The sequence below is a fragment of the Bradyrhizobium sp. LA6.1 genome (assembly GCF_040547805.1).
Classification (GTDB): domain Bacteria; phylum Pseudomonadota; class Alphaproteobacteria; order Rhizobiales; family Xanthobacteraceae; genus Bradyrhizobium; species Bradyrhizobium barranii.
The window spans coordinates 17,022-43,685 of record NZ_JBEPQK010000009.1 but is presented as its reverse complement, the minus strand read 5'-3'; the positions used below and the strand labels follow the sequence as shown (position 1 = coordinate 43,685).

Genomic DNA, 26,664 nt, shown 5'->3' with positions numbered 1-26,664 from the left:
GTCCGCCAGTCCCGCCCTTCACTCGCTTCGGTCCTATGCCGGCTTTTCTGCACTGATTGCGCGGTCCAGGGCATCGATCAGCGTTTGAAGCTCGAGGAATTTGTTCCGTGCTCGCTCGGCATTGTCTCTATCAAAGGGAGCGGCCAGCACCTTCGCATGCGTGTCTCTGTCCTCGATCATGCGATCGCGGGCCTTCTTCAATATGTCCAGTCGCTCGTTCATCTGTGCCTCTCCGCCAATATCTGCTCGACCACGATCAGGGCCTCAGTCGAAACCAGCCGGAAGCTCGCCCTTTCGGAAGAACACCGTAGGCTCATCGTCATAGTCGCCCATTTCGGGATCGCCGCTGGACGAGAACGCGACGACGCCGAGTTTGCTCAAGGCCAATCTCTCCGCCGTGCGCAGCGCGCCGCTTTCCGACTTGCAGACGATGGGAGAGTCGGCCTTCAGATTTCCACCCTTGCCGGCGTTGAACGCCTGCACCACGTAGGTTGTTTCGCGGACCATGACGGCACCTCTGACCTGTTGACACACGGAGTTGACGTCAACGACCGCGACAACCGCGCTCAGCCGCGCATCGCTTCGATGAGCGCGGAAATCCTGATCGTTGCAAAGCTTGAGAAGGTGTCCGACACGGCATATGGCAGGATGATCTGATCATTGTGCCTCATCGCACCGCAGGTATAGACGACGTTGGGGACATACCCTTCGCGTTCGGACGGCTCAGGCCGCAGCAGCGGCTCGGCCGAGCGAGCCAGCACCCTGGACGGGTCGCGCTTGTCGAGCAGAGCCGCTCCGATCGAGTATTTCCGGATCGGGCCGACACCGTGCGTCAGCAGCAGCCAACCTTCGTCAAGTTCGATGGGTGCCCCGCAATTGCCGATCTGGACGAACTCCCAGGAAAATTGCGGTTTCAAAAGCACCCGGCCGCCCTCCCATGTGTAGAGGTCGTCCGAATAGACCAGATACAGGTTCTCATTGTCCTGTCGCGCGATCATGGCATAGCGGCCGTCGATCTTGCGTGGGAACAGCGCCATGCCCTTGTTGTGGGCTGCAGCCCCCCGCAAAGGCGTTAGTCGAAACGACATGAAGTCGCTGGTCTCGATCAATTCAGACCGGATCGCCCGTCCGCTATAGGCCGTATAGGTCGCGTAGTAGATCGCCCGATCACCGTCGTTGAATTTGACGAAGCGCGCATCCTCGATGCCGTTAGATTGGGATTCGGTCACGGGAAAGATGACCCGCTCGCTGAGGTCTTCCTCGGGCCTGAACACCAGTTCCACGCGGTCGCCGTCCGATCCGGATACGCGATGGCTGATCCGGGGGACCGAGGCAAGGCGCGCCGTCGGATCGACGGCCAGGCTTCCGTCAGCCGCAATCGTTCCGGTTCGAAACGTCAGTGACGACACATGCCCCTCGCCGATGGCCCGGAGGCTGACGATGAATCGCGAACCTCCGTTCGGTGCTCCCGATTGATCGGGGTGCGGGACGATGCTGGGGTTGAACAAGGCAGAGGCTTCGAACGAATACTCACTGAGAAAATAGGCACCAATCAGCTGGCGCTGCGTCTTCGAGAAGACGCCATGCGTGGCGAAAGCGTCCTCCATTTCATCCGCTCGGGTCTCGAACCGCTCCAGGAGGTTACGATGTCGCCCCTGGAAATTGTCGAGCACATCCGCAAGCTGAACTGCAACGGCCTCCGAACTGAGCGCAAGAACCCGGTCGACGATATGATTTGCACGCATCTTGTCGGTCGGATTCAGGTCGCGGGGTTCGGTTGCCGGCTTGAAGGGCCGCACGATGACTCGCGCTGGATCGGGGCGCAGATTAAGCCCCTGCCGGTTCAGGAAAGAAGCTTGTGACACGGTATCCTCGGCGTGCTGAATGAAAAGATGAAGTTCAGGCGCTCACGGCGCGCAAGGCTGTGGGCCTCGTCAAGCTCGGGTTGACGCGCGCGAGCTGGCGCATCTCAGCAAGCCCGAGGAGATAGCAAACAACGGACTCGCCCCCGCGGTTTTCGTTGGCGCGATCAGCGTGCAAACCATCCCGGCAACTGCCAGTGAGCGGATCGACCAGCGCCACTGAGAGATCGTTGCTGCCTAGGAACCAGGCGAAGGCCCGAGTTGCCATGGCTTTCCATTCGGCATCGCCATCGGCACGCCACGCAGCGAGGCAGGCGGCGATCGTTGCCGTTGCCTCTACGGGCTGCTGATCAAATGCACGGGGATGTTGCCGCCGCTCGCCGAAGCCGGCGGTGCCGACCGGCCGGAAATGCCCTGCCGCGGTCGTCTGCTGCGTCATGAGCCAGCGCAGAGACCTCAATCCGGCATCGAGATATTGGGGCGCCTGCGTCGCCATGCCTGTGAGGATCAACGCCTGCGGCAGCCGCGCGTTGTCGTAGGCCAGCCCTTCCTCAAACCACACCCAGTCCGACGTCTCGACCGACGCCAGACACGCCATCAACCTGCCGGCAAGGGAATGCCGGACGTCCCTGGCGTGGAGATCGTTCGGAGCCACAGCGCAATAGGCGTCCAAACCCAGCAGCATGAATGCCCATGCGCGGGGCGAACGAAAGCTCGTCGCGATCGACAATGCCTGGGCGAACAAAGCAGCGGCCCACAGGCGCCGGGCCGGGCTGGCGTCTCGGCGCGCAGCCTCGCCCAAAGCCCATAGCGTCCGCCCGTGACTGTCTTCTGACCCTCTGTCCTCAAGCCAGGTTCGATTGAACCCCATGAAGTTGCGAAATTGCCCGGTGTCGGGATTCCAGGCGTGCTGCACGAATGCCGCAAACCGGCTCGTTAGGATTTCCGACAGCGGCTGTTCGCCTGGACCATTGAGGGCGCAGGCCAGCAGCAGCGCTCGGGCATTGTCGTCGACGCAATAGCCGTGCGCGCGATCCGGCACCGAGTGGACCGCATGCTGGAACAGGCCGACATCATCGCACATCGACAGGAAATGGCCGATCTGCATATCGGGCGATGCGGGGCTACGCGGCTCCGGCACATTGATGTCCGAACACGCGAAGAGTTTAAGCCGATGGCCTTGCCGTACATTCTCGAAGACGGACACGTAGCGCTCGGCCACCCGCTCCCATGTCATCATCCGGCTCGCCGCATAGGCGCGCCGCGACATCGCCTGCCGGCGGGCGTCGTCGGTCAGCAGGCCTGCGATCTCGTTGCCGATCGCCGCGGCGTCGCTGAAAGGCACCAGCACTCCGCACCCGTCGGCAAGCAGCTCGCGGGCGTGCCAGTAAGGCGTCGAGACGACCGGCTTCCCCAATCCGAAGCTGTAGGCCAGGGTTCCCGAGGTCATCTGGGCCTCGTTGAGATAGGGCGTGACATAGACGTCGCACATCGAGATGAATTCGAGCAGCGTGGCGAGGTCCGCGAACCGGTCGAAGAACACCACGTGGTCGTCAATTCCGAGTTCGCGCACCCGCGCCATCAGGCTCTCGCGATAGGCCTCGCCCTGGTTTCGGACCAGGTTGGGGTGCGTTGCGCCAAGCACGACATACACCGCATTCGCGCAGCGCTTCAGAATCGACGGCATGGCGTCGATCATGATTTCGATGCCCTTGTTCGGTGACAACAGGCCGAATGTCAGGATGACCGATTTTTGCTCAAATCCAAGCTTGGCCTTCGCTGCATCGGGCTCGACGAAGGCGACATCCGGAATGCCGTGGGCGATGACCTCGATCTTGTCATCGGCCACCCGGTAGACGTCGCGCAGCAGTTCGCGGCCCTTATTGGCCATCACCACGACCTTCGACGACGCCTCGACGATGCGCTCCATGACCGTCCGCTGCGCAGGTGTCGGATCGGCGAGCACGGTATGGAACGTCGTCACCACCGGCATGGCAAGGCGGGACAACAGCACGAGGATATGGGCCCCGGCCTCACCACCGAAAATCCCGAACTCGTGCTGCAAACACACGGCATCGAACCGGCCGGCATTGAGGAAATCCGCGGCCCGCATGTAGTCTTCGATATTGCCGTCCTTGATCTGGAACGCGACCGCCGGAGGATAATCATAGGCTTGACCGCGATCGGTCATTGCCACGATGCAGGTCTCCATATCCTGGCGCGAAATCGATATCGCGTTCTTCAGGTCGGTCGTATAGGTCGCAATTCCGCATCGTCGAGGCAGCGAGTTGCCGATCACGGCGATACGGCGGAGCGGCGTCATGTCGGCACCTCTATGATTTCGCTTGATGTCGGAGCGTGCACGGCGGGCGGACGCGCCGGCGAATTCTGTCGTCCGTCACCTCTGCCACGCGCTGCTTGATTGCAAACCTCAACAGCCGCGACAGATATTCTTCAGCTTCGCTGCGGTTCTGGCCTCTTCCGCAATGAAGGGGTCCTTGTAGGCGGCCCGCGCGGCGTCTTGTTCGGCAGCAGTGGGTTGCTTCGCTTTCGGCGGAAACGCGGCGTCGTAACAGGCGAGCCGGCCGCTCGTGCTTTCGATCGCGCGGCAGTCCGGCTCTCTGGCGACTGCACTTTGCACGAATGTGCCAAGCGCCAATGCGACAATAAGCATTTTCATACGGGTATCTTTCCTCGCGGAGAATCCGGGCGCGCCGTTTGACGCCCCCGCGCTCCTCATGCCTCGAACTGGTCGAACTCGTCAGACAGCAGAACGCGGCCCTGCGGCGTGCATATCCGCACGTCGAGATAGCCTTCCTGCAACAGCTCCCTCGCCTTCTTCAGAGCGGCGGCCGTCGTGGTGCGGGCCAGGCTGACATAGCCGCTTTGATCGCGTCCGCTCACCAGATATTGGAGCGGCGTCCTATCCATGCAGAAAAGCCGCAGCGGCCACCAGGAGCAAGAGAAACAGCGGGACGATCACCGGCGGCACGATCCAGTCGGCCAGATTAAAGCGAGGCATGGGCGCTCCTCCTCGTTCGGCGGGAGCGCTAGTGACCCTCAGTCACCGATGGATGCCATGGGAAGGGCGGTGATCGCAGGACCCTACGCTTATGCCCTGCCAATAGCGAGCTTTAAAACGTCGCGCGACGCGGCGGCGTTGCCTTGAGCAGCGGTCTCGTTTAGGTCAAACAACGGCGGTATCAACACGGGCACGACTGGCATGGCTACAATCTTCTTCGATCTCGACGGCACGCTGACCAACCCGAAGCCCGGGATCACCCGCTCGATCCAATACGCGCTGGAGCGGCTCGACCTTGCCGTGCCGAGCGAGGACGAGCTGACCTGGTGCATCGGGCCGCCCCTGCACGCCAGCCTGAAGAAGCTCACCGGAAGCGACGAGCTCGCCGACCGTGCGCTACTGCTTTATCGCGAGCGATTTGCCGATATCGGCCTGTTCGAGAACGAGGCCTATGCCGGCATCATCGACACGTTGACGACGATCGCCGCAACCAGCCAGCGTATGTTCGTCGCCACCAGCAAGCCCGCGGTCTACGCCACCCGCATCGTCGATCATTTCGGCCTGAAACCGTATTTCGAGCGGGTGTTCGGCTCCGAGCTCGACGGCACGCGTGTCGACAAGCGCGACCTGCTGCGCTACGCGCTCGACGAAACCAAGGTCGATCCCGGCAGTGCGATCATGATCGGCGACCGCAGTCACGACGTGATCGGCGCCCGCACCAACGGCTTGACCGCGATCGGCGTGCTCTATGGCTACGGCAGCGAAGCCGAGCTGCGGGATGCCGGCGCGCATCACATCTGCGCCGCGCATCCCGAACTGCTCGGCCACTGCGCAGCCTAGGCGCTGACGGTCTCGACCGCCGCCAGCATGCCGGTCTTCGAATGGCAGTTCAGATATTCGAAGAACTGCTCGTCCGCGGCGGCCACCGTGACCTCGTGATAGAGCCGTAGCTTTGCCGACGGCCCGAGCGTCGACAGGTATTTCATCGCCGCGCCGAATATCTTGACGTGGGTCGGATGCGACTCCGCCCAGCGCTCAAGTGCGGCGAGGCTCTTCCACCAACTCTGGCCGTAGGACTTTTCGCTCACGCTGCCGGCGGCCGAAAGTACCTGCATGTAGCGGTTGGCATAGCATCCGATGGCTAGCCCGTCGTCGCGCAGAAAATCCATGCCTTCGCGCAGCACCGGCTCGACGTCGTCGAGGTAGAGCTTTCGTTCCGATGCCTCCGTATCGCTCCAGTCCTGCCCGGAGCGGATCAGGCAGAGATTGTCATGCGCCTTCACCCGCAGCCGCGCGCCGTCGCGGATCAATTCCGGCGCGCCGCCCGGCGTCATCGGATCGGTCTGCGACAGCGGAATGCGATCGCGCATGCCGCCCCAATAGGCGTGCTCCTGCACCTCGCCGCTCATGCCGTCGGCGATTGCGGCCACGCCCTCGGGCCGGTCGAGCGAGGAGAACAGCGTCTCGTGCCGGGCGACCGTGGGACGCAGCACCTCGATGAAGGTGCCGATGCCCTCGCGCGCCTTCAAAGTCCACGCCTCGCGTGCCGGCGCGAACCATGCGTCGAAGCGCGCGACGTCGTCCCAATAGGCAACCGACACGACGGTCTCATAACCGGCGCGGTCGACGTAGCGGGCGCGGTCCCAATGCGAAGGCCCGCCCTCGGCAGCAAACCGCGCCGCGATCTCGGCGAGTGCCGCCGTCGCAGCCGCCGGCGCCGCGCCGCGATACTGCACACCGAAATAGGCCATCATGACGCGGCTTACGGCGGGCTTGTAGCGCGCCACGAACGACGGATATGGCGGCTGGTAATCGTCCGGCACGCGCCTGTGGCGCGTGCGCTGGGTCTCGAGATGCAGAGGAATTGCGGATTCCATGATCGTTCCCTCCCCTTGATCCCGGCGATCAGTTCGCCGCCGCCGCGATGTCCGTGGGCTCAATGGTGTCCACCGGCAACGCGAACTGCTCGACGCGCTGGTATCGCTTCTTGTTGAGCAGGAGCCGCGTCACATCGGGCCGCGAATAATGCCCGGCGGGATCGGCAGCGTTCTTGGCAACACCGATGGCACCGAGATCGATCTCGGCAATCAGCAGCCCTTCCTGGTCCGGCGCCAGCTTGTCGCCGATCTGGCTGCCGTCGGGGCCGTAGATCGCGGCGAATCCGCCGCCGACATGCAGCAACGCATTCTTGTCCGGACGGTCGCAGAGCTCATCGATCATGGCCTGCGAGACTGTCGCGCAAGGCGCGAGCACGAAGCAGGAGCCCTCCACCGCATAGACGCGCGAGGCCGCATTGTTGACCTCGGCGCCGAGCGCCGGCGCAAAGGGATCGTAGAGCGAGAAGCTCGGCCAGGCCGCGACATGCACCTGCTCATTCTGGGCGTACATCGCGTATTTCGACAGTGGCTGGAGATGCTCCCAGCAGCACAATGCGCCGATGCGGCCGATGTCTGGTCTCGCGTGGACGGCGAGATCGCTGCCGTCACCCTCGCCATAGACCGTGCGCTCGGCATGGGTCGGCCGCAGCTTGCGGCGCTTTGCGATAGTCTCGCCGTCCGGCCCGATCAGCCATTGCGCCAGATAGAGACTGCCGCCGTCGCGCTCGGACAGGCCGAGCACGGCGGTGAGCTTTGCCTTGCGTACGGCGTCGCGCAGCCGCTCGGCCTGCGGACTGTCATAGGACAGCGAGTTGTCGAAGTAGCGCTGCACGAAGCCGCGGCCGATCGCCCAGGCCGGCGAGTCCATCCAGATATGCCAGGGGTAGCCGGGGATGAAGGCCTCGGGAAAGGCGATCAGCTTGGCGCCCTTCTCGGCCGCGTCCCTGATCAGCGCGATCGACTTGTCGATCGAGGCGTCGAGATCCAGCCAGGCGGGCGCCGCCTGCACCACCGCGACCTTGTATTTCGGATGTTCGATGCCCATTGCCGCCTCCATTGCCGGTTGATCGGAAGCCACGTCCGATGCAGTCTATTTGGCCAAGCCACCCGGTCGGGCGCTCGACCGCAGTGGAACAAAAACTCGACTGGCCGGGATCGCCGACGGGTACGGGACTTGCCTTCGGCTTGGCTGGATCTGCGCCTACATGCGGTTTTGCTGGATGTGACAGGGAGGCTTGCCGATGCCAATCCAGTTCACGACAGACGGCAGCCCCGGCTACCGGCGGCTGGCGCTGTGGCAGGACATCGTCTGCGACGTCTTCGTCGGGCTCGACTGCAAGTCCGACCTCGGCAGCGCCTTTCGCGGCTCGGTCACGCAGGCCCCGCTCGGCAAGGCCGTGTGCTCCGAGGTCTGCTCCGACCGCCAGCACGTGTTCCGGACACCGTCCCGCATCGCGCGTTCGGATCAGGATTTTGTCCTGGTCGCACTCGGCAATCGCGGCGATGGAGGCGTGGTGCAGGACGGCCGCGAGACCGTGATCCATCCCGGCGAGTTCGCGCTCTACGACACGACGCGTCCCTATGAGCTGAAGTTCAACCACGCCTTCACGCAGACCATCTTCAAGGTGCCCCGCGAAATGCTGCAGCGCCGGCTCGGCGCCACCGAGACGCTCACCGCGATGTCGTTCGGCGCCGATGTGCCGCTCGAGCGGCTCGCCTATGATTTCATCTTCAGGCTTTGCCAGAGCGCGGACCGACTTGCCCCGGACAACGCTGCGGCGTTGTCAGAGCAGGCCGTCGATCTGCTCGCGATGGCGCTGAGCGAACGGCTCGGCAAGACATCGCTGCCGTCCTCCACCCACCGCTCCGCCCTGCTCTATCGCTTGAAGGCCCATATCCGCGCTCATTTGGCGGATCCCGACCTCTCGCTGTCGGAGGCCGCGGCTGCACTCGGCATCTCGCCGCGCTATGTGAACGATCTCCTCGCCGACGAGGATACCTCGTTCCAGCGCCACGTGCTTGCCGAGCGTCTGGCCCAATGCCGGCGTGACCTCGCCTCGCCCGTGCTGGCCCATCGCCATGTCAGCGAGATCGCCTTCGCCTGGGGCTTCAACGATCTCTCACATTTCGGCCGCGTTTTCCGCGAGCATTTCGGAATGTCGCCACGCGACTTCAGGCAGAGCCAGTTGCGGCACTGACATCCAGCCAGCTATCACCTCGAGCCTTCGCTGCAGGCGAAGGCAAGGCTCGTCAATTCCAGATTGCCTTGTCCGGCTGCGCGCATCAGGCTGGCGTGCATGAGGACTCACGCCACCATAAGCGGATCGGAGCTGTTGCTGGGTGTGATCGCGATCAGGCTCGCGGTGCTGGTCCTGGTGGGCTGGGGCCTGACGCTGCTGCCGCGGCAGGCGCGTGACGGCGAAGCCGCCTGCTTCCCCTCGCCCGCAACCAGGATCGAGGTTCAGTCATCGGTGAAGACGCCAGGCGCGCGCCTTGCCGATGCAGCATTCGATGACATGCGTCTGCACGACTAGGCCATTCCCGAGCAAGGCCGGTATGTGAGCACGTGATAGGACGCGGCCCGCGCTTGCATTAACATCGCGCCCCAAGGCCGCATCGATCAACCAGCGGCCAGCCGAGGAGCATATCGATGGAATACCGACGCTTGGGCCGATCCGGCCTCATGGTGCCCGCTTTGAGCCTGGGAACAGGCACCTTCGGCGGCGTCGGCCGCCTTGCTGCGTGGGGTACGACGGACGCGGCCGAGGCGCGGCGCCTTCTGGATATCTGCCTCGATGCCGGGGTGTCGATGTTCGACACCGCCAACGTCTATTCGCTCGGCGAATCCGAGCGCGTCCTCGGCGAGGCCATCAAGGGCCGCCGCGACAAGGTTCTGATCTCGACCAAGGCCACCTTCCGCTTCGGCGATGGGCCCAACGACATCGGCTCGTCGCGGCAGCATCTGCTCGCGGCCATCGACGGTTCTCTGAGCCGGCTCGGCACCGATTACATCGACCTGTTCCAGCTTCACGGCTTCGACGCCTTCACCCCGCCTGAAGAGGTGCTTGCGACTCTCGACGTGCTCGTGCGCGCCGGCAAGATCCGCTACGTCGGCGTCTCCAACTTTTCGGGCTGGCACCTGATGAAGTCGCTCTCGGTTGCCGACAAGCATGGCTTCCCACGCTATGTCGCGAACCAGACCTACTATTCCCTAATCGGGCGCGACTACGAATGGGAGCTGATGCCGCTCGGCGTGGACCAGGGGCTGGGCGCTGTGGTCTGGTCACCGCTCGGATGGGGGCGCCTCACCGGAAAAATCCGACGGGGTCAACCTAAGCCCGAGGTCAGTCGCCTGCCCAAGACCGCCGATTTCGGCCCGCCCGTGCCCGATGAGCACGTCTATCGCGTCGTCGAGGCGATCGACGAGGTCGCCAAGGAGACGGGCAAGAGCGTCTCCCAGATCGCGCTCAACTGGCTGCTCCAGCGTCCGACGGTCTCGACGCTGATCATCGGCGCGCGCAACGAGACGCAGCTGCGCGAAAATCTCGGCGCGGTCGGCTGGACATTGACCAAGGACCAGATCGCAAAGCTCGATGCCGCAAGCAAGGTGACCTTGCCCTATCCCTACTGGCACCAGCGCACCACCTTCACCGACCGCAATCCGCCGGCGGTGTAGAGACGGCCAACTGCCCGACCGCTCGGCTCCCGAGCCCTCGCGAAAGCGGTCCCGACCCGTTTTCCTGTGCCGGAAGGCCTGCTTCCGGCACAGGAACCGTCCGGGTCCTGCCGGGTTGCGATCCATCCTGCAATTTCCTAATCCGGAGATGACTCACGGCTCCAATCAGGCGCGCCTCCATCATGTCGTCTGCCCCGATCGAGCATGCCGACGGCCTGCCGCAGCCGCAGCGCAACCAGGCGGTGCTGACGATTGCGCTCGGCATCATCATGGCGGTCGTCGACAGCGCCATCGCCAACGTGGCGCTGCCGACGATCGCAGCCGACCTCGACGCGAGCCCGGCCTTCTCGATCTGGATCGTCAATGGCTACCAGCTCGCGATCACGATCTCGCTGCTGCCGCTGGCGTCGCTCGGCGAGATCGTCGGCTATCGCCGCGTCTATCTGGCCGGGCTCGTACTGTTCACGCTCGCATCTGCCTTCTGCGCGCTGGCGCATACGCTACCGCTGCTGACGATCGCGCGCATCATCCAGGGTTTTGGCGCCGCCGGCATCATGAGCGTCAACGCGGCGCTGGTGCGCTTCACCTATCCGCGCAGCCAGCTCGGCCGCGGCATCGGGATCAACGCGCTCGTCGTCGCCTTCTCGGCCGCGGTCGGCCCGACGCTCGCCGCGGGCATCCTGGCGGTCGGAACCTGGCCCTGGCTGTTCGCCATCAACGTCCCACTGGGTGCAGTGACGCTGGTGCTCGGCCTGCGTAGCCTGCCGCACACAAAACCCGCCAGCCGCTCCTTCGACTGGCAGAGCGCAGGCCTGTCCGCGATCACCTTCGGCGTCGGCATCGCGGCCGTCGACAGCGTCGGTCATGGCGAGGCCGCCATCACCTGTCTCGTTCAATTCGCCATCGCCATCGTCGCAGGCGCGCTGCTGATCTACCGCGAAACCCACATGACCTCGCCGCTGCTGCCGGTCGACCTGTTGCGCATCCCGGTGTTCGCGCTGTCGATCGCGACCTCGATCGCCTCGTTCTGCGGACAGATGCTGGCCTTCGTCGCGATCCCCTTCTACCTCCAGAGCCGCTTCGGCTATTCGGCGGTGCATATGGGCCTGCTGATCACGCCATGGCCGATCGCGGTGGCGTTCGCAGCCCCGCTCGCCGGCCGCCTGGTCGAGCATTATCCGGCCGGCCTGCTCGGCGGCATCGGGCTCACGCTGTTTGCCTGCGGCCTCGGCGCACTCGCCTTCCTGCCTGCAAGCCCGACACCGCTCGACGTGATCTGGCGGATGGCGCTGGCGGGGGCCGGCTTCGGCCTGTTCCAGACCCCCAACAACCGCACCATGATCGCGGCCGCCCCGCGCGAGCGCGCCGGCGGCGCCAGCGGCATGCTGGGCACGGCGCGCCTGCTCGGCCAGACCACCGGCGCGGCGCTGGTGGCGCTGCTGCTCGGCCGCTATCCGACCGAGGGAACCAGGATCGCGCTTCTTGTCGGCGTCGGATTTGCGCTGTGCGGTGCAGTGCTGAGCATGCTGCGGCTGTCGCCCGCGGGCGCGCGCGGCGCCGAGCACGTCCGGGTACAGGACGACCAGCGCCTGCGCGGCGAATAGCTCACGCCCAGGTTCTGCCGTCCTCGGGCGCAACTTGTGCGTGGCTTAACTATCTGGACCAATGACGTATTGCCCTCCCGCTCCGGTTGCGCTTCATTGACGCGGGGAATAAGGGGCATTTCATGCGTTCATTTGGAATTGTGGCGCTCAGCGTCATGCTGGGCGGCTGCGCGTCTGTTACGCGTGGCACGACCGAAAATATCAGCATCTCATCGACACCGTCGGGCGTGGAAGCCGTCGTCAGCGGTATGGAAGTTCCGACCACCTGCACGACGCCGTGCTCCGTGGTCGTCAAGCGGAACGCCGACATTTCGATCACCTTCCAGAAGGATGGCTATGAACCGCAGATCGTGCCGCTCAGCCGGGACATACCGACCTCCGGGGCCGCCGGCTTCGCCGGAAATCTTTTGCTCGGCGGTGTCGTCGGCATGGGCGTCGATGCTGCCACCGGGGCGGCAACCGATCACAAGCCAAACCCTGTCATCGTGACCATGCAGCCGTCAGCTCCTGCCCGCGCGCGGCCACCCGCGCCGAAGAAGCCGCGGCCGCCGGCGGCGCCTGCGCCTGACACCGGCACCTAGCGCCTCGCAACTGCCACGCAAACAAAAAGGCCGGCTTTTCAGCCGGCCTTCTCATTTCATGTCGCTCGCAATCAAGCCTTGACCAGCGGGCCCTTCGAGGTCGGCCCCTTCGAGCCGCCGGAGCCACCACCGCCCGGCTTAGACTTGCCCGGCGGACGCTTGCGGGCGCCGGGCAGCTTCTCCTGCTTCGGCGTGATCGGACCGTCGAGGAACTCGAACCCGATCTTGTCCTTGGTCTCGTCGGCCTCGTCCTTGACCAGGACGACGCGGACGTGGCCGCCACCCTTGAGCTTGCCGAACAGCACCTCGTCAGCCAGCGGCTTCTTGATGTGCTCCTGGATGACGCGGGCCATGGGCCGCGCGCCCATCTGCTCGTCGTAACCATGCTGGACCAGCCAGGTCTTGGCGGGCTCGGACAGTTCGATGGTGACGTCGCGATCGCCGAGCTGAGCCTCGAGCTGAAGCACGAACTTCTCCACGACCGTACCGATCACCTCGACGCTGAGATGGCCGAACGAGACGATGGCATCGAGACGGTTGCGGAATTCCGGCGCGAACTGCCGGTTGATCGCCTCGTGGTCGTCGCCTTCCCGCTTCGAGCGCGTGAAGCCGAACGCCTGCTTGGCGAGATCCGAAGCACCTGCGTTCGTGGTCATGATCAGGATCACGTTGCGGAAGTTGACCTGCTTGCCGTTGTGGTCGGTGAGCCGGCCGTGATCCATGATCTGGAGCAGCACGTTGTAGAGGTCGGGATGCGCCTTCTCGATTTCGTCGAGCAGAACCACGCAATGCGGATGCTGATCGACGCCGTCGGTGAGCAGGCCACCCTGGTCGAAGCCGACATAGCCGGGAGGCGCGCCGATCAGGCGCGACACGGTGTGACGCTCCATGTATTCGGACATGTCGAAGCGCAACAGCTCGACGCCGAGCGACGCCGCCAGCTGCTTTGCGACTTCGGTCTTGCCGACGCCGGTCGGACCCGAGAACAGATAGCAGCCGATCGGCTTCTCCGGCTCGCGCAGGCCGGCGCGCGCCAGCTTGATCGAAGCGGCAAGCGACTCGATCGCCTTGTCCTGGCCGAACACGGTGCGCTTCAGGGTCTGCTCGAGATGCTTGAGCACCTCGGCATCGTCCTTCGACACGCTCTTCGGCGGGATCCGCGCCATCGACGCGATGGTGGTCTCGATCTCCTTGATGCCGATGGTCTTCTTGCGCTTGTTCTCGGCCACCAGCATCTGCGCCGCGCCGGACTCGTCGATCACGTCGATCGCCTTGTCGGGCAGCTTGCGGTCGTGGATGTAGCGCGAGGAGAGCTGCACCGCAGCCTCGATCGCCTCGTTGGTGTACTTCAGCCGGTGGTAGTCCTCGAAGTAAGGCTTGAGGCCCTTGAGGATCGCGATCGCGTCCTCGACCGTCGGCTCGTTGATGTCGATCTTCTGGAAGCGCCGCACCAGCGCGCGGTCCTTCTCGAAGTGCTGGCGGTATTCCTTGTAGGTGGTCGAGCCCATGCAGCGGATCGTGCCCGAGGCAAGCGCCGGCTTGAGCAGGTTCGACGCATCCATCGCCCCGCCCGACGTCGCGCCCGCACCGATCACGGTGTGGATCTCGTCGATGAACAGGATGGCGTTGGGATGAGCTTCGAGCTCCTTCAGCACCTGCTTCAGGCGCTCCTCGAAGTCGCCACGATAGCGCGTGCCCGCGAGCAGCGTGCCCATGTCGAGCGAGAACACGGTCGCAGCCGCAAGAACCTCCGGCACCTCGCTGTCGACGATGCGCTTGGCGAGGCCCTCCGCGATCGCGGTCTTGCCGACGCCGGCCTCGCCCACGAACAGCGGATTGTTCTTCTGCCGGCGGCACAGCACCTGGATCGCTCGGTTGATCTCGGAATTGCGTCCGATCACCGGATCGATCTTGCCGTCGCGCGCCTTCTTGTTGAGGTTGACGCAATAGGTCTCGAGCGCTTCGCCCTTCTTCTTGGCGTCCTCGGTACCCTTTGCCTCGGTCTCTTCGTCGACGCCGCGCACCGGCCGCGCCTCGGAGACGCCCGGCCGCTTGGCGATGCCGTGGCTGATGTAGTTGACGGCGTCATAGCGCGTCATGTCCTGCTCCTGCAGGAAGTACGCGGCATGGCTCTCGCGCTCGGCGAAGATCGCGATCAGCACGTTGGCGCCGGTCACCTCTTCGCGACCGGACGACTGCACATGGATCACCGCGCGCTGGATCACGCGCTGGAAACCGGCGGTCGGCTTGGCGTCGTCGGCGCCATCCGTCACCAGATTCTCGAATTCGGTTTCAAGGTAATTGACGAGGCTCGTGCGGAGCTTGTCGAGATCGACGCTACAGGCGCGCATGACGGCGGCTGCATCGGAGTCGTCGATCAGGGAGAGCAAGAGATGCTCGAGCGTCGCGTACTGGTGATGACGCTCGTTTGCGATCGCCAGCGCACGATGCAGGGATTGTTCAAGGCTTTGGGAAAAAGTCGGCATTCGCGTCCTCTATGGCCCCCACCATCATGATCGCCATCGCCCGGTCAGGCAACAACAACCTTTGTCACATATAGTTATACAAGACCGCGGCGAAAGACCGGTTCCGCGACTCAAATGGGCATTACGCGCCCACGGCATGCTCGATGCAAAACCCGTTCCGATTTGGGCAGAACTACCCATTTGGGCAGGATTGACGCCGCTGATTTTCGCGGGATCACGCAGCAGGATGTGCTGCCGTCACATACCGCGCGACCAGAACCGATCTAAATAACTCTGGATGTGAACGCGCAGTTATTTCTTTTCCATCACGCATTGCAGCGGATGCTGGTGCTTGCGGGCGAAGTCCATCACCTGCGTCACCTTGGTCTCGGCGATCTCGTAGGTGAATACGCCGCACTCGCCGATGCCGTGATGATGGACATGCAGCATGATCTTGGTCGCGGCCTCGATGTCCTTCTGGAAGAACTTCTCCAGCACATGGACGACGAATTCCATCGGCGTGTAGTCGTCGTTCAGGATCAGCACACGATACAGGTTCGGCCGCTTGGTCTTCGGCTTGACCTTGGTGATGACAGACGTATTCGGCCCCGTCGGTCCGCCCGAACGGTTCTCGTCATTGCTCATACGAGGAGCGTGGGCAGCGGCTTGCGCGGACAGGTCTAGTCTGAAAGTCAGGTGCGGCATGGCTCAGGCGTTCAAATTCCCCACGGAAGCGAGTGACGGTCAGCCGCGCGGCCCCGCCCTTCGGAGCTTTGCACGGGCGCGCCGCCTTGTTGGATCACCGCTTCCAACCGGTCCGGTCAAGCCCGGCTCGATTGTAGGGAATATGGGCCCGCCCCCGGCTCGCCGCAAGCGTGCAACGGTCTGGCCAAAATGGTCGAGGCAGTCCCGATTCCCGGTCCGGCGATCCTGACCAAGGTTAGTCAATCCGGACCGATTTGACAAAAGTTTCGGCCGGCACCGTTTAGAACATCTTCACCAGGAATCCGGCCGTTAAGCGGCAGCGGCGGTTTCGCGGGAAACCTCCGGTTTTCTACGGTCCAATCGAGCTGCCGTTCGATCGCGTGGCCCCTGGTGCGTATGCGCGTCGCCATGCTGCTCGACAACGCCGGCTCGATGGCCCAGGACGGCAAGATGTCGGCGATGCAGACGGCCGCGAAGAACCTGGTCGATCAGCTCAGTGGCCTCGTGCTCCTCGCCGGCGGTCTCGATGCGCAGAATCGCTGGTGGTACAGCAATGCCTCGCAGATCGACACGCGGCGGAAGAAGCTGCGCGACGACGCCAAGGCGAGCGGCATCGACGCGTTCTGTCCGGTGATGTCGGCGAGTCAGACCGTGTGGGGTTGACGCCGGTACGTCGCTGTCGAAGCTGCGCGTGGCGCGCTGAACCGGATCTCTGTCGCGACAAAAAAGCCCGGCTGAACCAGCCGGGCTTTTCGATTCCAGGAGTTCCAGAGGACGTTAGTTGGCAGCCGGGGTGAACTTCGAAACGATGGTCTCGACCGGCTTGAACGCCTGCTTGGCGAGGTCGCTGTAAAGGCCGGCGATCTTCTGCGATTCCGCAACGAAGGTCTCGTAGCTGGAACGGGCGAAGTCGGTCTGCGCTTCCACGGCCTTGTCCAGCGACTTCACGCCGGAAAGCTTCTCGACGAAGGACTTGGTGTCTTCAAACGACTTCTTGGTGTAGTCGCCATACGCGCTGGCGATCGCCTGGAGGCCATGCTGCATCGAGGTCGCGGAAGCAACGCACTGCTCGAACTGCTCTTTCCCGTAGCTCTGAAAGTCTTCAACCTTGAACATTTCGGAATCCTTTTTCCCTGGCTTTGGTCCGGAAGCCCCGGCTCCCTGACTCCGCCCAAAAATAGTGCAACGCACAAAAAAGTCAAGAATCTTGTGCGGCGCACAAAAATAGATGCAAATCGCTGAGATTCCCGGGGTTTCCCGCAATGGTTCCTTAAGCTTTTGGAAACCGCGGACCCCTACCCTGATTCCCTGGACGTGTTCAGCTTCCGCGAATGGTCAAAAGCCGTTCGAGAACATCACCTTAGCCAGAACAGCGGCTCAGGCCCAACGTTTCCCGCAGCGAACACCAGCGGAGAGACAGCCTGAGCAGGTAATGATCCCGGGTCGAGTGGGCACAATTTCGCCTCACGGGCCGGTGATCAAGTCAGAAACGGGGACGGGGTTTCATGCTTCGTAAAAACTTGTCTTCCTCGCGCTTGGCGCGGGTTGGCGTTTTCGGGCTTCTTACGGTCACCGCCGTAGTCATCTTCACCGATGCTGCCGAGGCACGGCGTCACCGGCGCAATTACGCGCACCACCGGGTGCAGCGCGATGTGTCCGACAGCTCCAGCCCGAAATTCGCATCGATCATCGTCGACGGCAATTCCGGCTCCGTGCTCCAGGCAACGAGCCCAGACGGAATCCGCCACCCCGCCTCGCTCACCAAGATCATGACGCTCTATCTGCTGTTCGAGCGTCTGGAGTCCGGCAGGATGAAGCTCGACACTGAGATGCCGGTCTCGCAGCACGCCGCCGATCAGGATCCGACCAAGCTGAACCTCCGTGCCGGCCAGACCATCCGCGTCGAGGACGCGATCAAGGGCCTCGTCACCCGCTCCGCCAACGATGCGGCCGTCGTGATCGCGGAAGCGATCGGCGGCGACGAGGACGACTTCGCCCAGATGATGACGCGCAAGGCGCGCTCGCTCGGCATGTCCAAGACGGTCTACCGCAACGCCAACGGCCTTCCCAACGACGAGCAGGTCACGACCGCGCGCGACCAGGCCACGCTCGGCCGCGCCATCCAGGAGCGCTTCCCGCGCTACTATCGCTATTTCGCGACCTCGACGTTCAATTGGCGCGGACAGTCGATCCGCAACCACAACCACCTGCTCGGCAGCGTCGAGGGCGTGGACGGCATCAAGACCGGCTACACCCGCGCCTCCGGCTTCAACCTCGTGACCTCAATGCGTCGCGGCAACCGCCACCTGATCGGCGTGGTGCTCGGCGGCCGCAGCGGCGGCTCGCGCGACGCCATCATGCGCAACCTGCTCGCGGAGAACCTCGAGAAGGGCGCCACCACCCACACCGTCGTCGCTGTCACCGAGCGCAACGGCGCAGATGCCAATACCGACGTCGCCGATGCATCGGAGACCCCGGCCCGCCCCGCTCCGCAGGTCCAGCAGGCTGCGGCCGCCCCTGCCCCCGAAGCGGCCCCGCAGCGCCTCGCCTCGCGCCTATCGGCGCTGGCGGCCGCGACCGCCGCGATGCCGCCGGCTCAAGCCAGGCCTGACACCAGCAAGCCTGAGGTTCGGCCAACTGAATCCAGGATCGAGCCCGCGCCGCTCACCAATGGCGTGATCTCCAGCCAGCCGCTCTCCATCATCCCCGGCTCGTCCGAGCCGATGAAGCCGGTCCGGGTGAAGACGGTTCAGGTCAAGGCCGGCACTGTGAAGGTTGCCTCCGCCGCCCCGGCTCAGGTCGCACCGCAGGTCACGAGCACGATTGCGGCCCGCTCCGACGTCGCGGAGACCTCCGGCGCCGTCGTCGCCCGCGCCGATCTCATCAACAAGCCCGAGATGGCGAGCCAGCCGGAAGCGCCGAAGGCCGAGCTCGCCCGCACCGAGATGCCCCGTCAGCCGGCGGGCTTCGGCACCGGCAACGGCATCCTCGGCGTGCTGCCGGCCGCAACGGTCGCCGCGCCCACTCCGGCTGCTGCGAAGCTCGCTTCGGCCGATCCTGTGCCGCAGCCGATCCAGATGAGCGCCACCACCAAGCCGGTCGTCACCCATAGCGGCTGGATCGTCCAGGTCGGCGCACTCGAGAGCGAGAACGAAGCCCAGCAGCGCATCGACGCCGCCCGCAGCTCGGCCCGCGGCCTGCTCAGCAAGGCCGACCCGTTCACCGAGCCGGTCCTCGCCAAGGACAATCGCAAGCTTTACCGGGCCCGTTTCGCCGGGCTCGAGCGGGACCAGGCCGAAGCCGTCTGCCGCGCCCTGAAGCGCGCCGACATCTCCTGCATCACCGTCCGCAACTGATCTGTCGTACCGCTCCAATCAAAATGCCCGCGCCTTGCGCGGGCATTTTTGTTTGGGGGATGCGGCGATGCCAGTTCCGCGACAACCTCTCGTCAAGGATTTACGGTTAAAACTTTACTCAAGGGATCGACCACGCCGACAAAGGCGGGCATCGGGGCGACAGCAGACAGAGCAAGCGGAGCTTACGCGGTACGGGCGTTTGTAGCGTAGTGCCGGAGTTAGCCGTTATGCGTGCGAAGCAGAGTATCCTTGGCCTCGTTCACACGGGCAGCGAGATACGTCGAGCCCCCCTGGTCGGGATGGAGTTTCTTCATCAGGGACTTGTGCGCCCGGCTGATGTCGTCGCGCCCCGCGCCCGGCTGCAGGCCAAGGATCTGATAGGCTTCCTCCGCCGTCATTTTGCCGCTCGGCGCCGTGCGGCGCTGCCGCCCTGCCGCATCGCCCTGCGCGTTCTGACGCCAGGCGGGAAACCGGCGGTCCAGATAGCTTTCAAGTAGGGCCACGCTCTCGGCGTCGAACGCCGGAGCCATCGCCAGCAGGCCAGCGAGATCGAACTCCTCGAGATCGCGCCCAGCGTGAGGACCGGCGACGATCTGGCCGGCGAGCTGCCCCGAATCGTGGTCGAGCCGCATGTCCAGGAATTGCGAGCGTACGCGCGAGGCCTGTCCGGCCGGGCGCGTTGCGCCACCGCCGAACAGCCCGCCGATATTGCCGAAGCCGGCATTCGCCAGCGGCGTCCAGCCCAGGAGGCCGGCGCCGAAAATCCCGAGCGGGATCGCCACCGCCAGCTCGCCCCGCAGGCCAGTGAACGCTGCGACCGCGAGCGCCACCACGCCGCCACCGAACTTGATGGTGCGCGCCAGCACCGCCGGATTGGCGGAGCGGAACATCTGGAGCAGCAGATAAAGCGTGATAACGGCGATGGCGCCGGCGATCAGGGTCATGGCCGGAATATAGTCGCCCTCACGGCAAAATGCATGGCGTCCGTCTCCGACGCGGGCCGCTACTTCATCTGCCCGATCAGCTTGGCCGCACCGCTCGCACTCTTGGCGAGTTTCAACAGCGCCTCGCGGCCGCCGGCGGCATAAGCCGCGGCCGCGCGCAGCAGCTCGCGAAGCTGCGCCGCCGCGCCGGGATCGAACCGGCACCAGGCCCCGCCGGTCAGCCGCGCGATCTCGCGAAAGGCCTGCTCGGCCACGGCGTCGGCGCCTTCCTGAAACACGAACACGGGCACCTTGAGCATGCCGAGCTCGCCGGCCTTGGCGCAGAGCTCGTCGACCTTCTCCTCCATGGCATCGCCGACGAAGACGACCGCACGCACGCCCGAAGCGACCGCCTCGCGCCGCACGTCGCTCAGCACCTTGCCGATCTGGGTGTCGCCGCCGCGACAGTCGATCTTGCTCATCAGCGTCGCGAGCTTCGCGCTGTCGGAGATCCAGCCCGTGGCGCGACACTCGTTCAAGCCGCGATAGTAGACGAGCCGGATGTCGAGGCTGCCGATCGCTGCGGCCTCGCGGAACATGTCCGCCTGGAGCGCGCAGGCCATGTCCCAGGTCGGCTGCCGGCTCATCGTCGCATCCAGCGCGAAAATCAGCCGCCCCTTCGCGCCGGGGGCATGCGGCGACAGCGCACGCGCCTTGGCGACGAACGCGGCGATGTCCTCCGCGGTGCTGGCTTGAGGCAGCGTGCCGCCGGTTTGGCTCGAGACGGCATCACGGCCACGCGGTTTGACGGGTTCGCCGGACATCCCTGCTCGCTTCTTGCGTGAGCGGCTAATGTGGCTAGCGCCTGCGGCCCGGTCAATGTGCAAAGCCTCCGCGGGCGGATGCCGGCGGAGGCTTTGCAGGTCGTGCAGACGATCGGAGCGGTGTCGGTGTCAGCCTGTGTCGGTGTCAGCTCTTGGCAGGCGCCATCAGAGCGACCGGACCGGGCTCCAGGATATTGGGCGGGGCCGAGCGCGTATCGACCGGCGCCACGGCGCTGTCGCCGTCGCTCAGGAACTTGTCGAGCATGCTCTGGATCGAGTTCTTCGCCGCATCCGGACCGGTGTCGCGCATGTCGTTGTGCTGGAATTCGGTCTTCACGACCTGGATGCCGGCCTTCTCGCATTCCTCATCGGTTGGGATGACACCCGCGTCGGTCTTGAACTGCGGATCCTGCGAACGGAAGGACAGGATCTTGAACTTGCCGGCAGTGACGAAGGGCACGCGCAGATTGTCGAGCGTGACGACCTTCTTGACCTCATCGGGATACTGCTTGGCGAAATACATCGTGATGTCGCCGCCCATGGAGTGGCCGACCATCGTCACCCTGTCGTAATCGGCGTTGGGCTGAACCTTCTTCATCTCCTGCATCGCGAGATGGATGTTGGCAACGCCGCGCAGGATCTGCGGCAACCGGCCGACATAGAGCTCACCGGGCTTGGTCACCATGGGAGGATCGGTCGGCAAATCATGCTGCGGGCTTACGACCATATAGCCGCGCGCCGCGAAGATGTTGGCGAGGAAGCCGTACTCGGTATTCTTGACGGTGTTGCCGTGATTGATCACGGCAACCGGCAGCGTGATCATGCCGGCATTGGCCTGCATTTCCTTGTCGCGGCGAACCGCGATATCGACAGGCACGGGACGATTGTCGCGCGAGGCGTCGTAGAAGGTGACGGTCTCGTGCCTGATCGCCCACTTGCTCGCCGTGACATAGGCGACGCCGAAGAGGGCACTAACCGAAACCAGAACGGCAATTCCACGCTTCATTTTCGTCCTCAGCCTCAGGCTCTTGCGGCCTGAATCCCTGTTGAAAATCGTGTTCTTCCGGGGCTCTTCGGCCCCTGGTCGCCTATTCCCTAATATATGTCACAGCCGCGTGACAGGAAGCTTAAATATTGTGAACCTTCAGCCCTTTCATTGTGCGGCGCACGCGTTTCTTGGGCATCCCGTTCTCAGGCGGCTACGTCAGGTGCAGGCTACCATCCGACGCAACCGGTCTCGATTGGCTTCAATTTCACGGTAAACACAGGGTGAAACGGCCAAGCCCGCACTCAGTTCCGGCGGGAACCGGCAGCTTCAATCGGCTGGAAGTAGCGATATACCGCCGCCTCAGGCGCCGAGGATGTCGTGGACCTCGAGCGGCTTGTCGACCTGGCTGAACCACTCGGCGCGATTTGCCGCACGGCGGCGGCCACGTTCGTCGAGCGGCAGCTTGAGCTGGCGGAGCAGGCCCGTCACCTCTTCCCGCGCGGTGAGATGGCCAAGGTTGGGCCGCATGCCGAGCGTGGCCTCGTCGATCTCGTCGAGCGCGGTCAGGCCGCGCGGAAAAAATTCGCGATAGACGACGCGCTCGGCAAAGCCGTCGACGTAGCGGAAGCCGAGCCGCAGCGACAAATCCTTGAGGCCCTCGGCGACGAGCTGCTTGTTGCGGGAGCCGAGCATCGACAGGCGGTTGCGCACGACGATCCAATCGGTGCTGGAGCCGTCGAGCTGGCGCCGCTTGCGCCTGACATCCCGCACCATCTCGGCATAGTGGCTCTCGCCAGTCACTGCGTAGTTGGCAGGATCGACGGTGCCGAGCACGTCGAAATCGAGGAAGCTGTCGTTGATCGGCGTGACCAGCGTGTCCGCCATCGAGTGCGCCAAGCGCATCAGATAGCTGTCGGTGCCGGGCGTATCGATGACGATGAAGTCGAAATTGCTCTCGACCGCCGAGACCGCCTCCATGAACTGCTGGAACTCGGAATTCTCGTTCTCGGCGATCTGCATGGTCTCGCCGAGCTTGATGCAGCGATGCACCGGCAGCTCGAGGCCGAGGCCGGTGCGGCGCGCCCAGGCGGAACGGTTGCCGATGTAGCGGGTAAAGCTCTGCTGACGGCAGTCGAGGTCGATGGTGGCGACGCGCTGGCCGGCCTTCAGCAGCGCGACCGCGATGTGCAGGGCGGTGGTCGACTTGCCGGAGCCGCCTTTTTCGTTACCGAGCACGACGACATGCGCCGAGCCGGATTGGCCTTGGCTAGCCTGCACAAGCATAGCGATCCTCAACACCCCTGATGAATATCTTCGAGTTGGCCGCGTCTGCGGTCAAGTGAAATGCGTGACAGTAAATGCAAATCGCAGCGCGCCATGTTCGAAATGAATCACGGCACCATCTCTCGCTTGTGATTCAGCCATGTCGCGACATCGTGCGCGGCCTCGCGAGGGATGCTGTGCCGCATCCGAATGCATGGCGTCCACGATCGGCGCTTGTTAAGGTTAGCCGGCCGGGCGCCGGGACGCGCCCGCTTCCCATTCCCAACCCTGTCGAGTCCTGATGTCACGAAGCCCCTTGATCGCCCGCACGGTCCCCGCCTTGCGACGCGCCGTCGACAATCTTCGCAAGCGAAAGGCCACGATCGCGCTGGTTCCGACCATGGGGGCGCTCCATGACGGACATGTGTCGCTGGTGCGCCTCGCCAGGCGGCGCGCGAGTCGCGTCGTGGTGTCGATCTTCGTCAACCCGACCCAGTTCGCCCCGACCGAGGACTTTGGTGCCTATCCGCGCACCTGGAAGTCCGATCTCGCCAAGCTCGCCGCCGAGGACGTCGACGTCGTCTGGCACCCCGGCGCCGAGGCGATGTATCCGGAAGGCTTTGCGACCCGCATCGTGCCGGAGGGGCCGGCGCTGGCCGGCCTCGAGGACCGCTTCAGGCCGCACTTCTTCGGCGGCGTCGCCACCGTCGTCGGCAAGCTGTTCACGCAGTGCCGGCCGGACGTCGCTATCTTCGGCGAGAAGGACTTTCAGCAGTTGCGGGTGGTGACGCAGATGGCGCGCGACCTCGACCTCGGCGTCAAGGTGACCGGCTCCCGCACGGTCCGCGAGCGCGACGGGCTCGCGATGTCTTCGCGCAACGTCTATCTCTCGCCGGAGGAGCGGCAGACCGCGACCACGCTTTACCGCGCCATGAAGGACAGCGCCGGGCGCATCCGTGCCGGCGAAGCGATCGCATCCGCGATGGCGCGCGGCGCCGGGATGATCACGGCGGCCGGCTTTGCGCTCGACTATTTCGAGGCGCGCCACGCCGAGACGCTCGCGCCGGTCACCTCGCGCAAGGACGGCCCGCTGCGGATCCTGGTGGCGGCCAAGCTCGGCACGACCCGGCTGATCGACAATATCGCGGTGTAACCCGCCAGGGTCGATCTTGCGCGTTGCCTCGCCCGGATGGATGATCGGGGCGAGGAAACGAGCCGACCGGCAGGGGCATGTCATTCATCCGCACGATGATCGTGAACGGCGTGCTGGCGCTTGTCGCCGCGACTGCCGCCCAGGCACAACAGCGCCCGCCGATCGGCCTGTACGGGTCGCCGCCGGATGCGATGATCTTCTGCGTCGCCCATGGCTCCGCCGGGGCCTGCGGATCGGGCTGCTCCGACTGGATCGCCGCCGAGGGCACGGTGCAATGGGACAGCTACAAGCGGCTGATCGCGATTCTCGATCGCCAGGCGGGACACAAGCTGCCGCTCGTCATCCATAGCTGGGGCGGCTCCAACCTCAATGTTGCGGTCAGCATGGGCCGCATCCTGCGCGACCGCGGCCTGGATGCCACCGCCAGCGCGACCGAGGTCGAGGCCTGCGCCGGCAAGCCGGAGGCGGATTGTTTTGCGCTGAAGCGCCCGGGCGGACCGCTCGACGCCAAGGTATCCCTGCCGGATCCGGCGTGCGATTTCGCGTGCGTCCTCATGCTCGCCGGCGGGGTGCATCGCAGCCTCCCGCAAGGTGCGACGGTGGTGCTGACCGGCCGTTCCATCCGCAATCGCCGCGCACCCAACGTTGCGCCCGAACAACGCGAGAGCCTGACGACGATCTTTGGCGAGCAGTATCGCAAGTACCTGCTCGAGATGGGCGTCGAGCCCGAACTGGTCGACATCATCGACGCCATCGGCGAAGGCGGACGTCCGGTCGTGATGCCGCCCTCCGACTGGGCGCGGCTGCACATCGTCACGTCGCCATGAGCGGCCGCGTCAGAGCAGTCCGAGATCGCGCAGTTCGCGCCGCATCGGCTCCGGCATCGCCGCGATCGAGCCGGCGGCCGACTTGCCGAGATCGGGCGGCACGGAATCGTCGCTGAGGTAGCGCCAGCCCTGGAACGGCCGCATCGGCCGCGGCGATACCGTGATCACCTTCGGCTGCATCACGATCCGGCAACGGCCGATGCCGTCCTTGTCGCGGAACGGCTCGATGCCGATGATCTTTTCACGCGCGGCGATCTCGCCCTTGATCACCCAGTAGAGCGATCCGCCCGCCAGGATCTCGGCGTCGCGCTTGGGCACCATGCGGGTGATGTGGATGTGATGTTGCGGCAGACCCTTCTTCTTGGCGGTCTGCATCCGTTCGGCGACCCACCCCTTCAATTCCTTGACGGAGTCGCAGCCGACGGCGAGCTTGATCAAATGTAGCGGCATGGCCCCAGCATTAGCCGGGCAGCCACGTATTTGGAATGCCGAACTATTCGTTATCCGCAGCCGCAGGAGCCGCGGCTGGGGCCGGCGGCGCGAGCGGAACCGGTGCTGCGGCCGGCGCACGCGCGGCCTTCGGCGCCGGCGGCTTCTTCGCAGCCGGCGCCGCTGGAGCAGCGGCCTGCGCCGAGGTCGGAGCGGACACGCGCGGCGCCGCGGCTGCGCCTCCGGCAGGCGCCGCCTGTCGCACCGCCGCCGTGGGCGGCTCCGGATTCATGATGCTCACCGGCGGCGTCGATGACGCGCTCGGGAACTCCGCATTGGTCGGCCTGCCCGTCGGCATCGATGGCGGCATCCCGGCAAGCGCCGCGGTGGCCGGCATCGCCGGGGCCGTTGCGGGCGCGTTCCAGCCCGGCGCATAGCGTGCAACCAGCGTGTCGTAGAGATGGGAATCCATGTTGGCGGCGACCCGCTGCTGATCGGTCAGCGAGCGGAAGGCGGGGCAGTCGAACTGCGTGCAGCCGTCGCGCGCAACCAGCACCTGCGCGACGAGGCCGTAGCGGTCGCGCTCCAGCGCCTTGCGCAGCACCTTCATGTCCAGCGTCAGGCTCTTCTCGGCGGTCGCGGCATCGCCGAGCGCGGTGAGCCGGTCGATCCGCGCGGCGGTGTAGGAGACGGCCGCAGCCGCCGCGTCAGGCGAGCCGAACAGCGCCTTCTCGCAACCGATCGCCACGGCATTGCCGGCGAGATCGTCGAGACAGGACAGCGCCGGCAGGCTGGCGACAACCGCGCTCTGCGCGCGCGCCTCGCCCGGCGGCGCCTCCTCCGCCGGACCATAAACGCGCACGGTGGCCGCCACGGCGATGGCAATGGAAAGCAGCGTGATGACGGTCAGCGCGCCGTTGGCAACCGACCTTTCGGCGCGCACGAGCGTAATCAGGAGAATCAGGCCGAGGAGGCCGGCGGCTACCAGGATCATCCACATCGGAAAGGCCTGCGGGCGCGAGATTTGGTCGAACGAAGTGGCCCATGCCCAGTTCATGCGCGACGTCCCCTCACGCGAGCAAAGAGCGAATGGTCAAAGCGAGCCCCCG

The 26,664-nt window shown here is 64.8% G+C and carries 27 protein-coding genes; 10 read left to right on the top strand and 17 right to left on the bottom strand.

Annotated elements, in window-relative coordinates:
• Nucleotides 1-33 precede the first annotated feature (33 nt).
• From ABIB99_RS22535 to ABIB99_RS22510, 6 genes are all read right to left on the bottom strand, one after another.
• Nucleotides 34-222 (bottom strand): hypothetical protein, encoded by a 189-nt coding sequence (locus tag ABIB99_RS22535; protein ID WP_247315970.1) that lies wholly within the window; start codon nucleotides 220-222, stop codon nucleotides 34-36.
• A gap of 42 nt (nucleotides 223-264) precedes the next feature.
• On the bottom strand, nucleotides 265-507 hold the full coding sequence (locus ABIB99_RS22530; protein ID WP_063982778.1) for a hypothetical protein: 243 nt from the start codon (nucleotides 505-507) through the stop codon (nucleotides 265-267).
• Nucleotides 508-566: 59 nt separating this feature from the next.
• On the bottom strand, nucleotides 567-1,865 hold the full coding sequence (locus ABIB99_RS22525) for a glycoside hydrolase family 130 protein (protein ID WP_354177587.1): 1,299 nt from the start codon (nucleotides 1,863-1,865) through the stop codon (nucleotides 567-569).
• Nucleotides 1,866-1,899: 34 nt separating this feature from the next.
• Entirely contained in the window at nucleotides 1,900-4,185 is a 2,286-nt protein-coding gene (locus ABIB99_RS22520) for a glycosyltransferase family 4 protein (protein ID WP_354177585.1), read from the bottom strand.
• A 108-nt stretch (nucleotides 4,186-4,293) separates the two neighbouring features.
• Nucleotides 4,294-4,542, bottom strand: coding sequence for a type VI secretion system-associated protein TagO (locus tag ABIB99_RS22515; protein ID WP_135216951.1), 249 nt, complete (start codon nucleotides 4,540-4,542; stop codon nucleotides 4,294-4,296).
• A gap of 56 nt (nucleotides 4,543-4,598) precedes the next feature.
• A complete protein-coding gene (locus ABIB99_RS22510; RefSeq protein ID WP_354177584.1) occupies nucleotides 4,599-4,793 on the bottom strand; it encodes a hypothetical protein in 195 nt (64 codons plus the stop codon).
• 292 nt (nucleotides 4,794-5,085) lie between these two features.
• Between ABIB99_RS22510 and ABIB99_RS22505 the strand changes: the two genes are divergently transcribed.
• Nucleotides 5,086-5,724, top strand: a complete 639-nt coding sequence (locus ABIB99_RS22505) for an HAD family hydrolase (RefSeq protein WP_354177583.1) — start codon at nucleotides 5,086-5,088, stop codon at nucleotides 5,722-5,724.
• On the opposite strand, the gene ABIB99_RS22500 is transcribed toward ABIB99_RS22505, so the two are convergent.
• Both ABIB99_RS22500 and ABIB99_RS22495 read right to left on the bottom strand, forming a co-directional pair.
• Nucleotides 5,721-6,761 carry a phenylacetaldoxime dehydratase family protein gene (locus tag ABIB99_RS22500; protein WP_354177582.1) on the bottom strand — a complete coding sequence of 347 codons (1,041 nt, stop codon included), beginning with the start codon at nucleotides 6,759-6,761 and terminating at the stop codon, nucleotides 5,721-5,723. The genes ABIB99_RS22505 and ABIB99_RS22500 overlap by 4 nt on opposite strands.
• Nucleotides 6,762-6,789: 28 nt before the next feature.
• Nucleotides 6,790-7,806, bottom strand: a complete 1,017-nt coding sequence (locus ABIB99_RS22495) for a carbon-nitrogen hydrolase family protein (protein ID WP_354177581.1) — start codon at nucleotides 7,804-7,806, stop codon at nucleotides 6,790-6,792.
• A gap of 196 nt (nucleotides 7,807-8,002) precedes the next feature.
• Between ABIB99_RS22495 and ABIB99_RS22490 the strand changes: the two genes are divergently transcribed.
• From ABIB99_RS22490 to ABIB99_RS22470, 5 genes are all read left to right on the top strand, one after another.
• On the top strand, nucleotides 8,003-8,959 hold the full coding sequence (locus ABIB99_RS22490) for an AraC-like ligand-binding domain-containing protein (protein ID WP_135216955.1): 957 nt from the start codon (nucleotides 8,003-8,005) through the stop codon (nucleotides 8,957-8,959).
• Nucleotides 8,960-9,058: 99 nt separating this feature from the next.
• The gene (locus ABIB99_RS22485) at nucleotides 9,059-9,295 is read left to right on the top strand and encodes a hypothetical protein (protein WP_259257235.1); all 237 of its coding nucleotides are present in this window, start codon (nucleotides 9,059-9,061) and stop codon (nucleotides 9,293-9,295) included.
• A gap of 116 nt (nucleotides 9,296-9,411) precedes the next feature.
• Nucleotides 9,412-10,437: an aldo/keto reductase gene (locus ABIB99_RS22480; RefSeq protein ID WP_085405546.1), complete on the top strand. Its 1,026-nt coding sequence runs from the start codon at nucleotides 9,412-9,414 to the stop codon at nucleotides 10,435-10,437.
• Nucleotides 10,438-10,619: 182 nt separating this feature from the next.
• Complete coding sequence (locus ABIB99_RS22475) at nucleotides 10,620-12,041, top strand: MFS transporter (RefSeq protein ID WP_166097124.1); 1,422 nt, start codon at nucleotides 10,620-10,622, stop codon at nucleotides 12,039-12,041.
• Nucleotides 12,042-12,163: 122 nt separating this feature from the next.
• Entirely contained in the window at nucleotides 12,164-12,622 is a 459-nt protein-coding gene (locus ABIB99_RS22470; protein WP_354177580.1) for a PEGA domain-containing protein, read from the top strand.
• 71 nt (nucleotides 12,623-12,693) lie between these two features.
• On the opposite strand, the gene clpA is transcribed toward ABIB99_RS22470, so the two are convergent.
• Together clpA and clpS are read right to left on the bottom strand one after the other, a co-directional pair.
• Nucleotides 12,694-15,108 (bottom strand): ATP-dependent Clp protease ATP-binding subunit ClpA, encoded by a 2,415-nt coding sequence (clpA, locus tag ABIB99_RS22465; RefSeq protein WP_014494656.1) that lies wholly within the window; start codon nucleotides 15,106-15,108, stop codon nucleotides 12,694-12,696.
• A 291-nt stretch (nucleotides 15,109-15,399) separates the two neighbouring features.
• Nucleotides 15,400-15,732, bottom strand: coding sequence for an ATP-dependent Clp protease adapter ClpS (clpS, locus tag ABIB99_RS22460; RefSeq protein ID WP_014494655.1), 333 nt, complete (start codon nucleotides 15,730-15,732; stop codon nucleotides 15,400-15,402).
• Between the two features lie 450 nt (nucleotides 15,733-16,182).
• Between clpS and ABIB99_RS22455 the strand changes: the two genes are divergently transcribed.
• On the top strand, nucleotides 16,183-16,455 hold the full coding sequence (locus ABIB99_RS22455) for a hypothetical protein (RefSeq protein WP_354177579.1): 273 nt from the start codon (nucleotides 16,183-16,185) through the stop codon (nucleotides 16,453-16,455).
• Between the two features lie 114 nt (nucleotides 16,456-16,569).
• Here ABIB99_RS22455 and ABIB99_RS22450 read toward each other — a convergent pair whose 3' ends face one another.
• The gene (locus tag ABIB99_RS22450; RefSeq protein WP_014494653.1) at nucleotides 16,570-16,908 is read right to left on the bottom strand and encodes a phasin family protein; all 339 of its coding nucleotides are present in this window, start codon (nucleotides 16,906-16,908) and stop codon (nucleotides 16,570-16,572) included.
• A gap of 389 nt (nucleotides 16,909-17,297) precedes the next feature.
• Between ABIB99_RS22450 and ABIB99_RS22445 the strand changes: the two genes are divergently transcribed.
• The gene (locus ABIB99_RS22445) at nucleotides 17,298-19,148 is read left to right on the top strand and encodes a serine hydrolase (protein WP_354177578.1); all 1,851 of its coding nucleotides are present in this window, start codon (nucleotides 17,298-17,300) and stop codon (nucleotides 19,146-19,148) included.
• 218 nt (nucleotides 19,149-19,366) lie between these two features.
• Here ABIB99_RS22445 and ABIB99_RS22440 read toward each other — a convergent pair whose 3' ends face one another.
• The 4 genes from ABIB99_RS22440 to ABIB99_RS22425 all read right to left on the bottom strand — a co-directional run bounded on the left by ABIB99_RS22440 (nucleotide 19,367) and on the right by ABIB99_RS22425 (nucleotide 23,167).
• On the bottom strand, nucleotides 19,367-20,092 hold the full coding sequence (locus tag ABIB99_RS22440) for a DnaJ domain-containing protein (protein ID WP_354177577.1): 726 nt from the start codon (nucleotides 20,090-20,092) through the stop codon (nucleotides 19,367-19,369).
• 59 nt (nucleotides 20,093-20,151) lie between these two features.
• Entirely contained in the window at nucleotides 20,152-20,895 is a 744-nt protein-coding gene (locus ABIB99_RS22435; RefSeq protein WP_063982762.1) for a vWA domain-containing protein, read from the bottom strand.
• 145 nt (nucleotides 20,896-21,040) lie between these two features.
• Nucleotides 21,041-21,901: an alpha/beta fold hydrolase gene (locus tag ABIB99_RS22430; RefSeq protein ID WP_063982761.1), complete on the bottom strand. Its 861-nt coding sequence runs from the start codon at nucleotides 21,899-21,901 to the stop codon at nucleotides 21,041-21,043.
• Nucleotides 21,902-22,243: 342 nt separating this feature from the next.
• Nucleotides 22,244-23,167: a division plane positioning ATPase MipZ gene (locus tag ABIB99_RS22425; RefSeq protein WP_063982760.1), complete on the bottom strand. Its 924-nt coding sequence runs from the start codon at nucleotides 23,165-23,167 to the stop codon at nucleotides 22,244-22,246.
• Nucleotides 23,168-23,447: 280 nt separating this feature from the next.
• Here ABIB99_RS22425 and panC point away from each other — a divergent pair, with 280 nt between their 5' ends.
• Both panC and ABIB99_RS22415 read left to right on the top strand, forming a co-directional pair.
• Nucleotides 23,448-24,299 carry a pantoate--beta-alanine ligase gene (gene panC, locus ABIB99_RS22420; RefSeq protein ID WP_354177576.1) on the top strand — a complete coding sequence of 284 codons (852 nt, stop codon included), beginning with the start codon at nucleotides 23,448-23,450 and terminating at the stop codon, nucleotides 24,297-24,299.
• 77 nt (nucleotides 24,300-24,376) lie between these two features.
• A complete protein-coding gene (locus ABIB99_RS22415) occupies nucleotides 24,377-25,126 on the top strand; it encodes a COG3904 family protein (protein ID WP_354177575.1) in 750 nt (249 codons plus the stop codon).
• A gap of 9 nt (nucleotides 25,127-25,135) precedes the next feature.
• Here ABIB99_RS22415 and ABIB99_RS22410 read toward each other — a convergent pair whose 3' ends face one another.
• A complete protein-coding gene (locus tag ABIB99_RS22410; protein ID WP_028150535.1) occupies nucleotides 25,136-25,576 on the bottom strand; it encodes a DUF1489 family protein in 441 nt (146 codons plus the stop codon).
• A 43-nt stretch (nucleotides 25,577-25,619) separates the two neighbouring features.
• Nucleotides 25,620-26,612: a hypothetical protein gene (locus ABIB99_RS22405; protein ID WP_166097131.1), complete on the bottom strand. Its 993-nt coding sequence runs from the start codon at nucleotides 26,610-26,612 to the stop codon at nucleotides 25,620-25,622.
• Nucleotides 26,613-26,664: the final 52 nt, after the last annotated feature.

Bases quoted from the DNA above. Each gene is read 5' to 3' on its own strand.
- ABIB99_RS22510 (WP_354177584.1), bottom strand. From the start codon at position 4,793: ATGGATAGGACGCCGCTCCAATATCTGGTGAGCGGACGCGATCAAAGC.
- ABIB99_RS22500 (WP_354177582.1), bottom strand. From the start codon at position 6,761: ATGGAATCCGCAATTCCTCTGCATCTCGAGACCCAGCGCACGCGCCAC.
- ABIB99_RS22490 (WP_135216955.1), top strand. From the start codon at position 8,003: ATGCCAATCCAGTTCACGACAGACGGCAGCCCCGGCTACCGGCGGCTG.
- ABIB99_RS22410 (WP_028150535.1), bottom strand. From the start codon at position 25,576: ATGCCGCTACATTTGATCAAGCTCGCCGTCGGCTGCGACTCCGTCAAG.
- ABIB99_RS22405 (WP_166097131.1), bottom strand. From the start codon at position 26,612: ATGAACTGGGCATGGGCCACTTCGTTCGACCAAATCTCGCGCCCGCAG.
- ABIB99_RS22430 (WP_063982761.1), bottom strand. From the start codon at position 21,901: ATGAAGCGTGGAATTGCCGTTCTGGTTTCGGTTAGTGCCCTCTTCGGC.
- clpS (WP_014494655.1), bottom strand. From the start codon at position 15,732: ATGAGCAATGACGAGAACCGTTCGGGCGGACCGACGGGGCCGAATACG.
- ABIB99_RS22520 (WP_354177585.1), bottom strand. From the start codon at position 4,185: ATGACGCCGCTCCGCCGTATCGCCGTGATCGGCAACTCGCTGCCTCGA.
- clpA (WP_014494656.1), bottom strand. From the start codon at position 15,108: ATGCCGACTTTTTCCCAAAGCCTTGAACAATCCCTGCATCGTGCGCTG.
- ABIB99_RS22495 (WP_354177581.1), bottom strand. From the start codon at position 7,806: ATGGGCATCGAACATCCGAAATACAAGGTCGCGGTGGTGCAGGCGGCG.
- ABIB99_RS22445 (WP_354177578.1), top strand. From the start codon at position 17,298: ATGCTTCGTAAAAACTTGTCTTCCTCGCGCTTGGCGCGGGTTGGCGTT.
- ABIB99_RS22480 (WP_085405546.1), top strand. From the start codon at position 9,412: ATGGAATACCGACGCTTGGGCCGATCCGGCCTCATGGTGCCCGCTTTG.
- ABIB99_RS22505 (WP_354177583.1), top strand. From the start codon at position 5,086: ATGGCTACAATCTTCTTCGATCTCGACGGCACGCTGACCAACCCGAAG.
- ABIB99_RS22435 (WP_063982762.1), bottom strand. From the start codon at position 20,895: ATGTCCGGCGAACCCGTCAAACCGCGTGGCCGTGATGCCGTCTCGAGC.
- ABIB99_RS22485 (WP_259257235.1), top strand. From the start codon at position 9,059: ATGAGGACTCACGCCACCATAAGCGGATCGGAGCTGTTGCTGGGTGTG.
- ABIB99_RS22425 (WP_063982760.1), bottom strand. From the start codon at position 23,167: ATGCTTGTGCAGGCTAGCCAAGGCCAATCCGGCTCGGCGCATGTCGTC.
- ABIB99_RS22450 (WP_014494653.1), bottom strand. From the start codon at position 16,908: ATGTTCAAGGTTGAAGACTTTCAGAGCTACGGGAAAGAGCAGTTCGAG.
- ABIB99_RS22535 (WP_247315970.1), bottom strand. From the start codon at position 222: ATGAACGAGCGACTGGACATATTGAAGAAGGCCCGCGATCGCATGATC.
- ABIB99_RS22515 (WP_135216951.1), bottom strand. From the start codon at position 4,542: ATGAAAATGCTTATTGTCGCATTGGCGCTTGGCACATTCGTGCAAAGT.
- ABIB99_RS22415 (WP_354177575.1), top strand. From the start codon at position 24,377: ATGTCATTCATCCGCACGATGATCGTGAACGGCGTGCTGGCGCTTGTC.
- ABIB99_RS22475 (WP_166097124.1), top strand. From the start codon at position 10,620: ATGTCGTCTGCCCCGATCGAGCATGCCGACGGCCTGCCGCAGCCGCAG.
- panC (WP_354177576.1), top strand. From the start codon at position 23,448: ATGTCACGAAGCCCCTTGATCGCCCGCACGGTCCCCGCCTTGCGACGC.
- ABIB99_RS22530 (WP_063982778.1), bottom strand. From the start codon at position 507: ATGGTCCGCGAAACAACCTACGTGGTGCAGGCGTTCAACGCCGGCAAG.
- ABIB99_RS22470 (WP_354177580.1), top strand. From the start codon at position 12,164: ATGCGTTCATTTGGAATTGTGGCGCTCAGCGTCATGCTGGGCGGCTGC.
- ABIB99_RS22440 (WP_354177577.1), bottom strand. From the start codon at position 20,092: ATGACCCTGATCGCCGGCGCCATCGCCGTTATCACGCTTTATCTGCTG.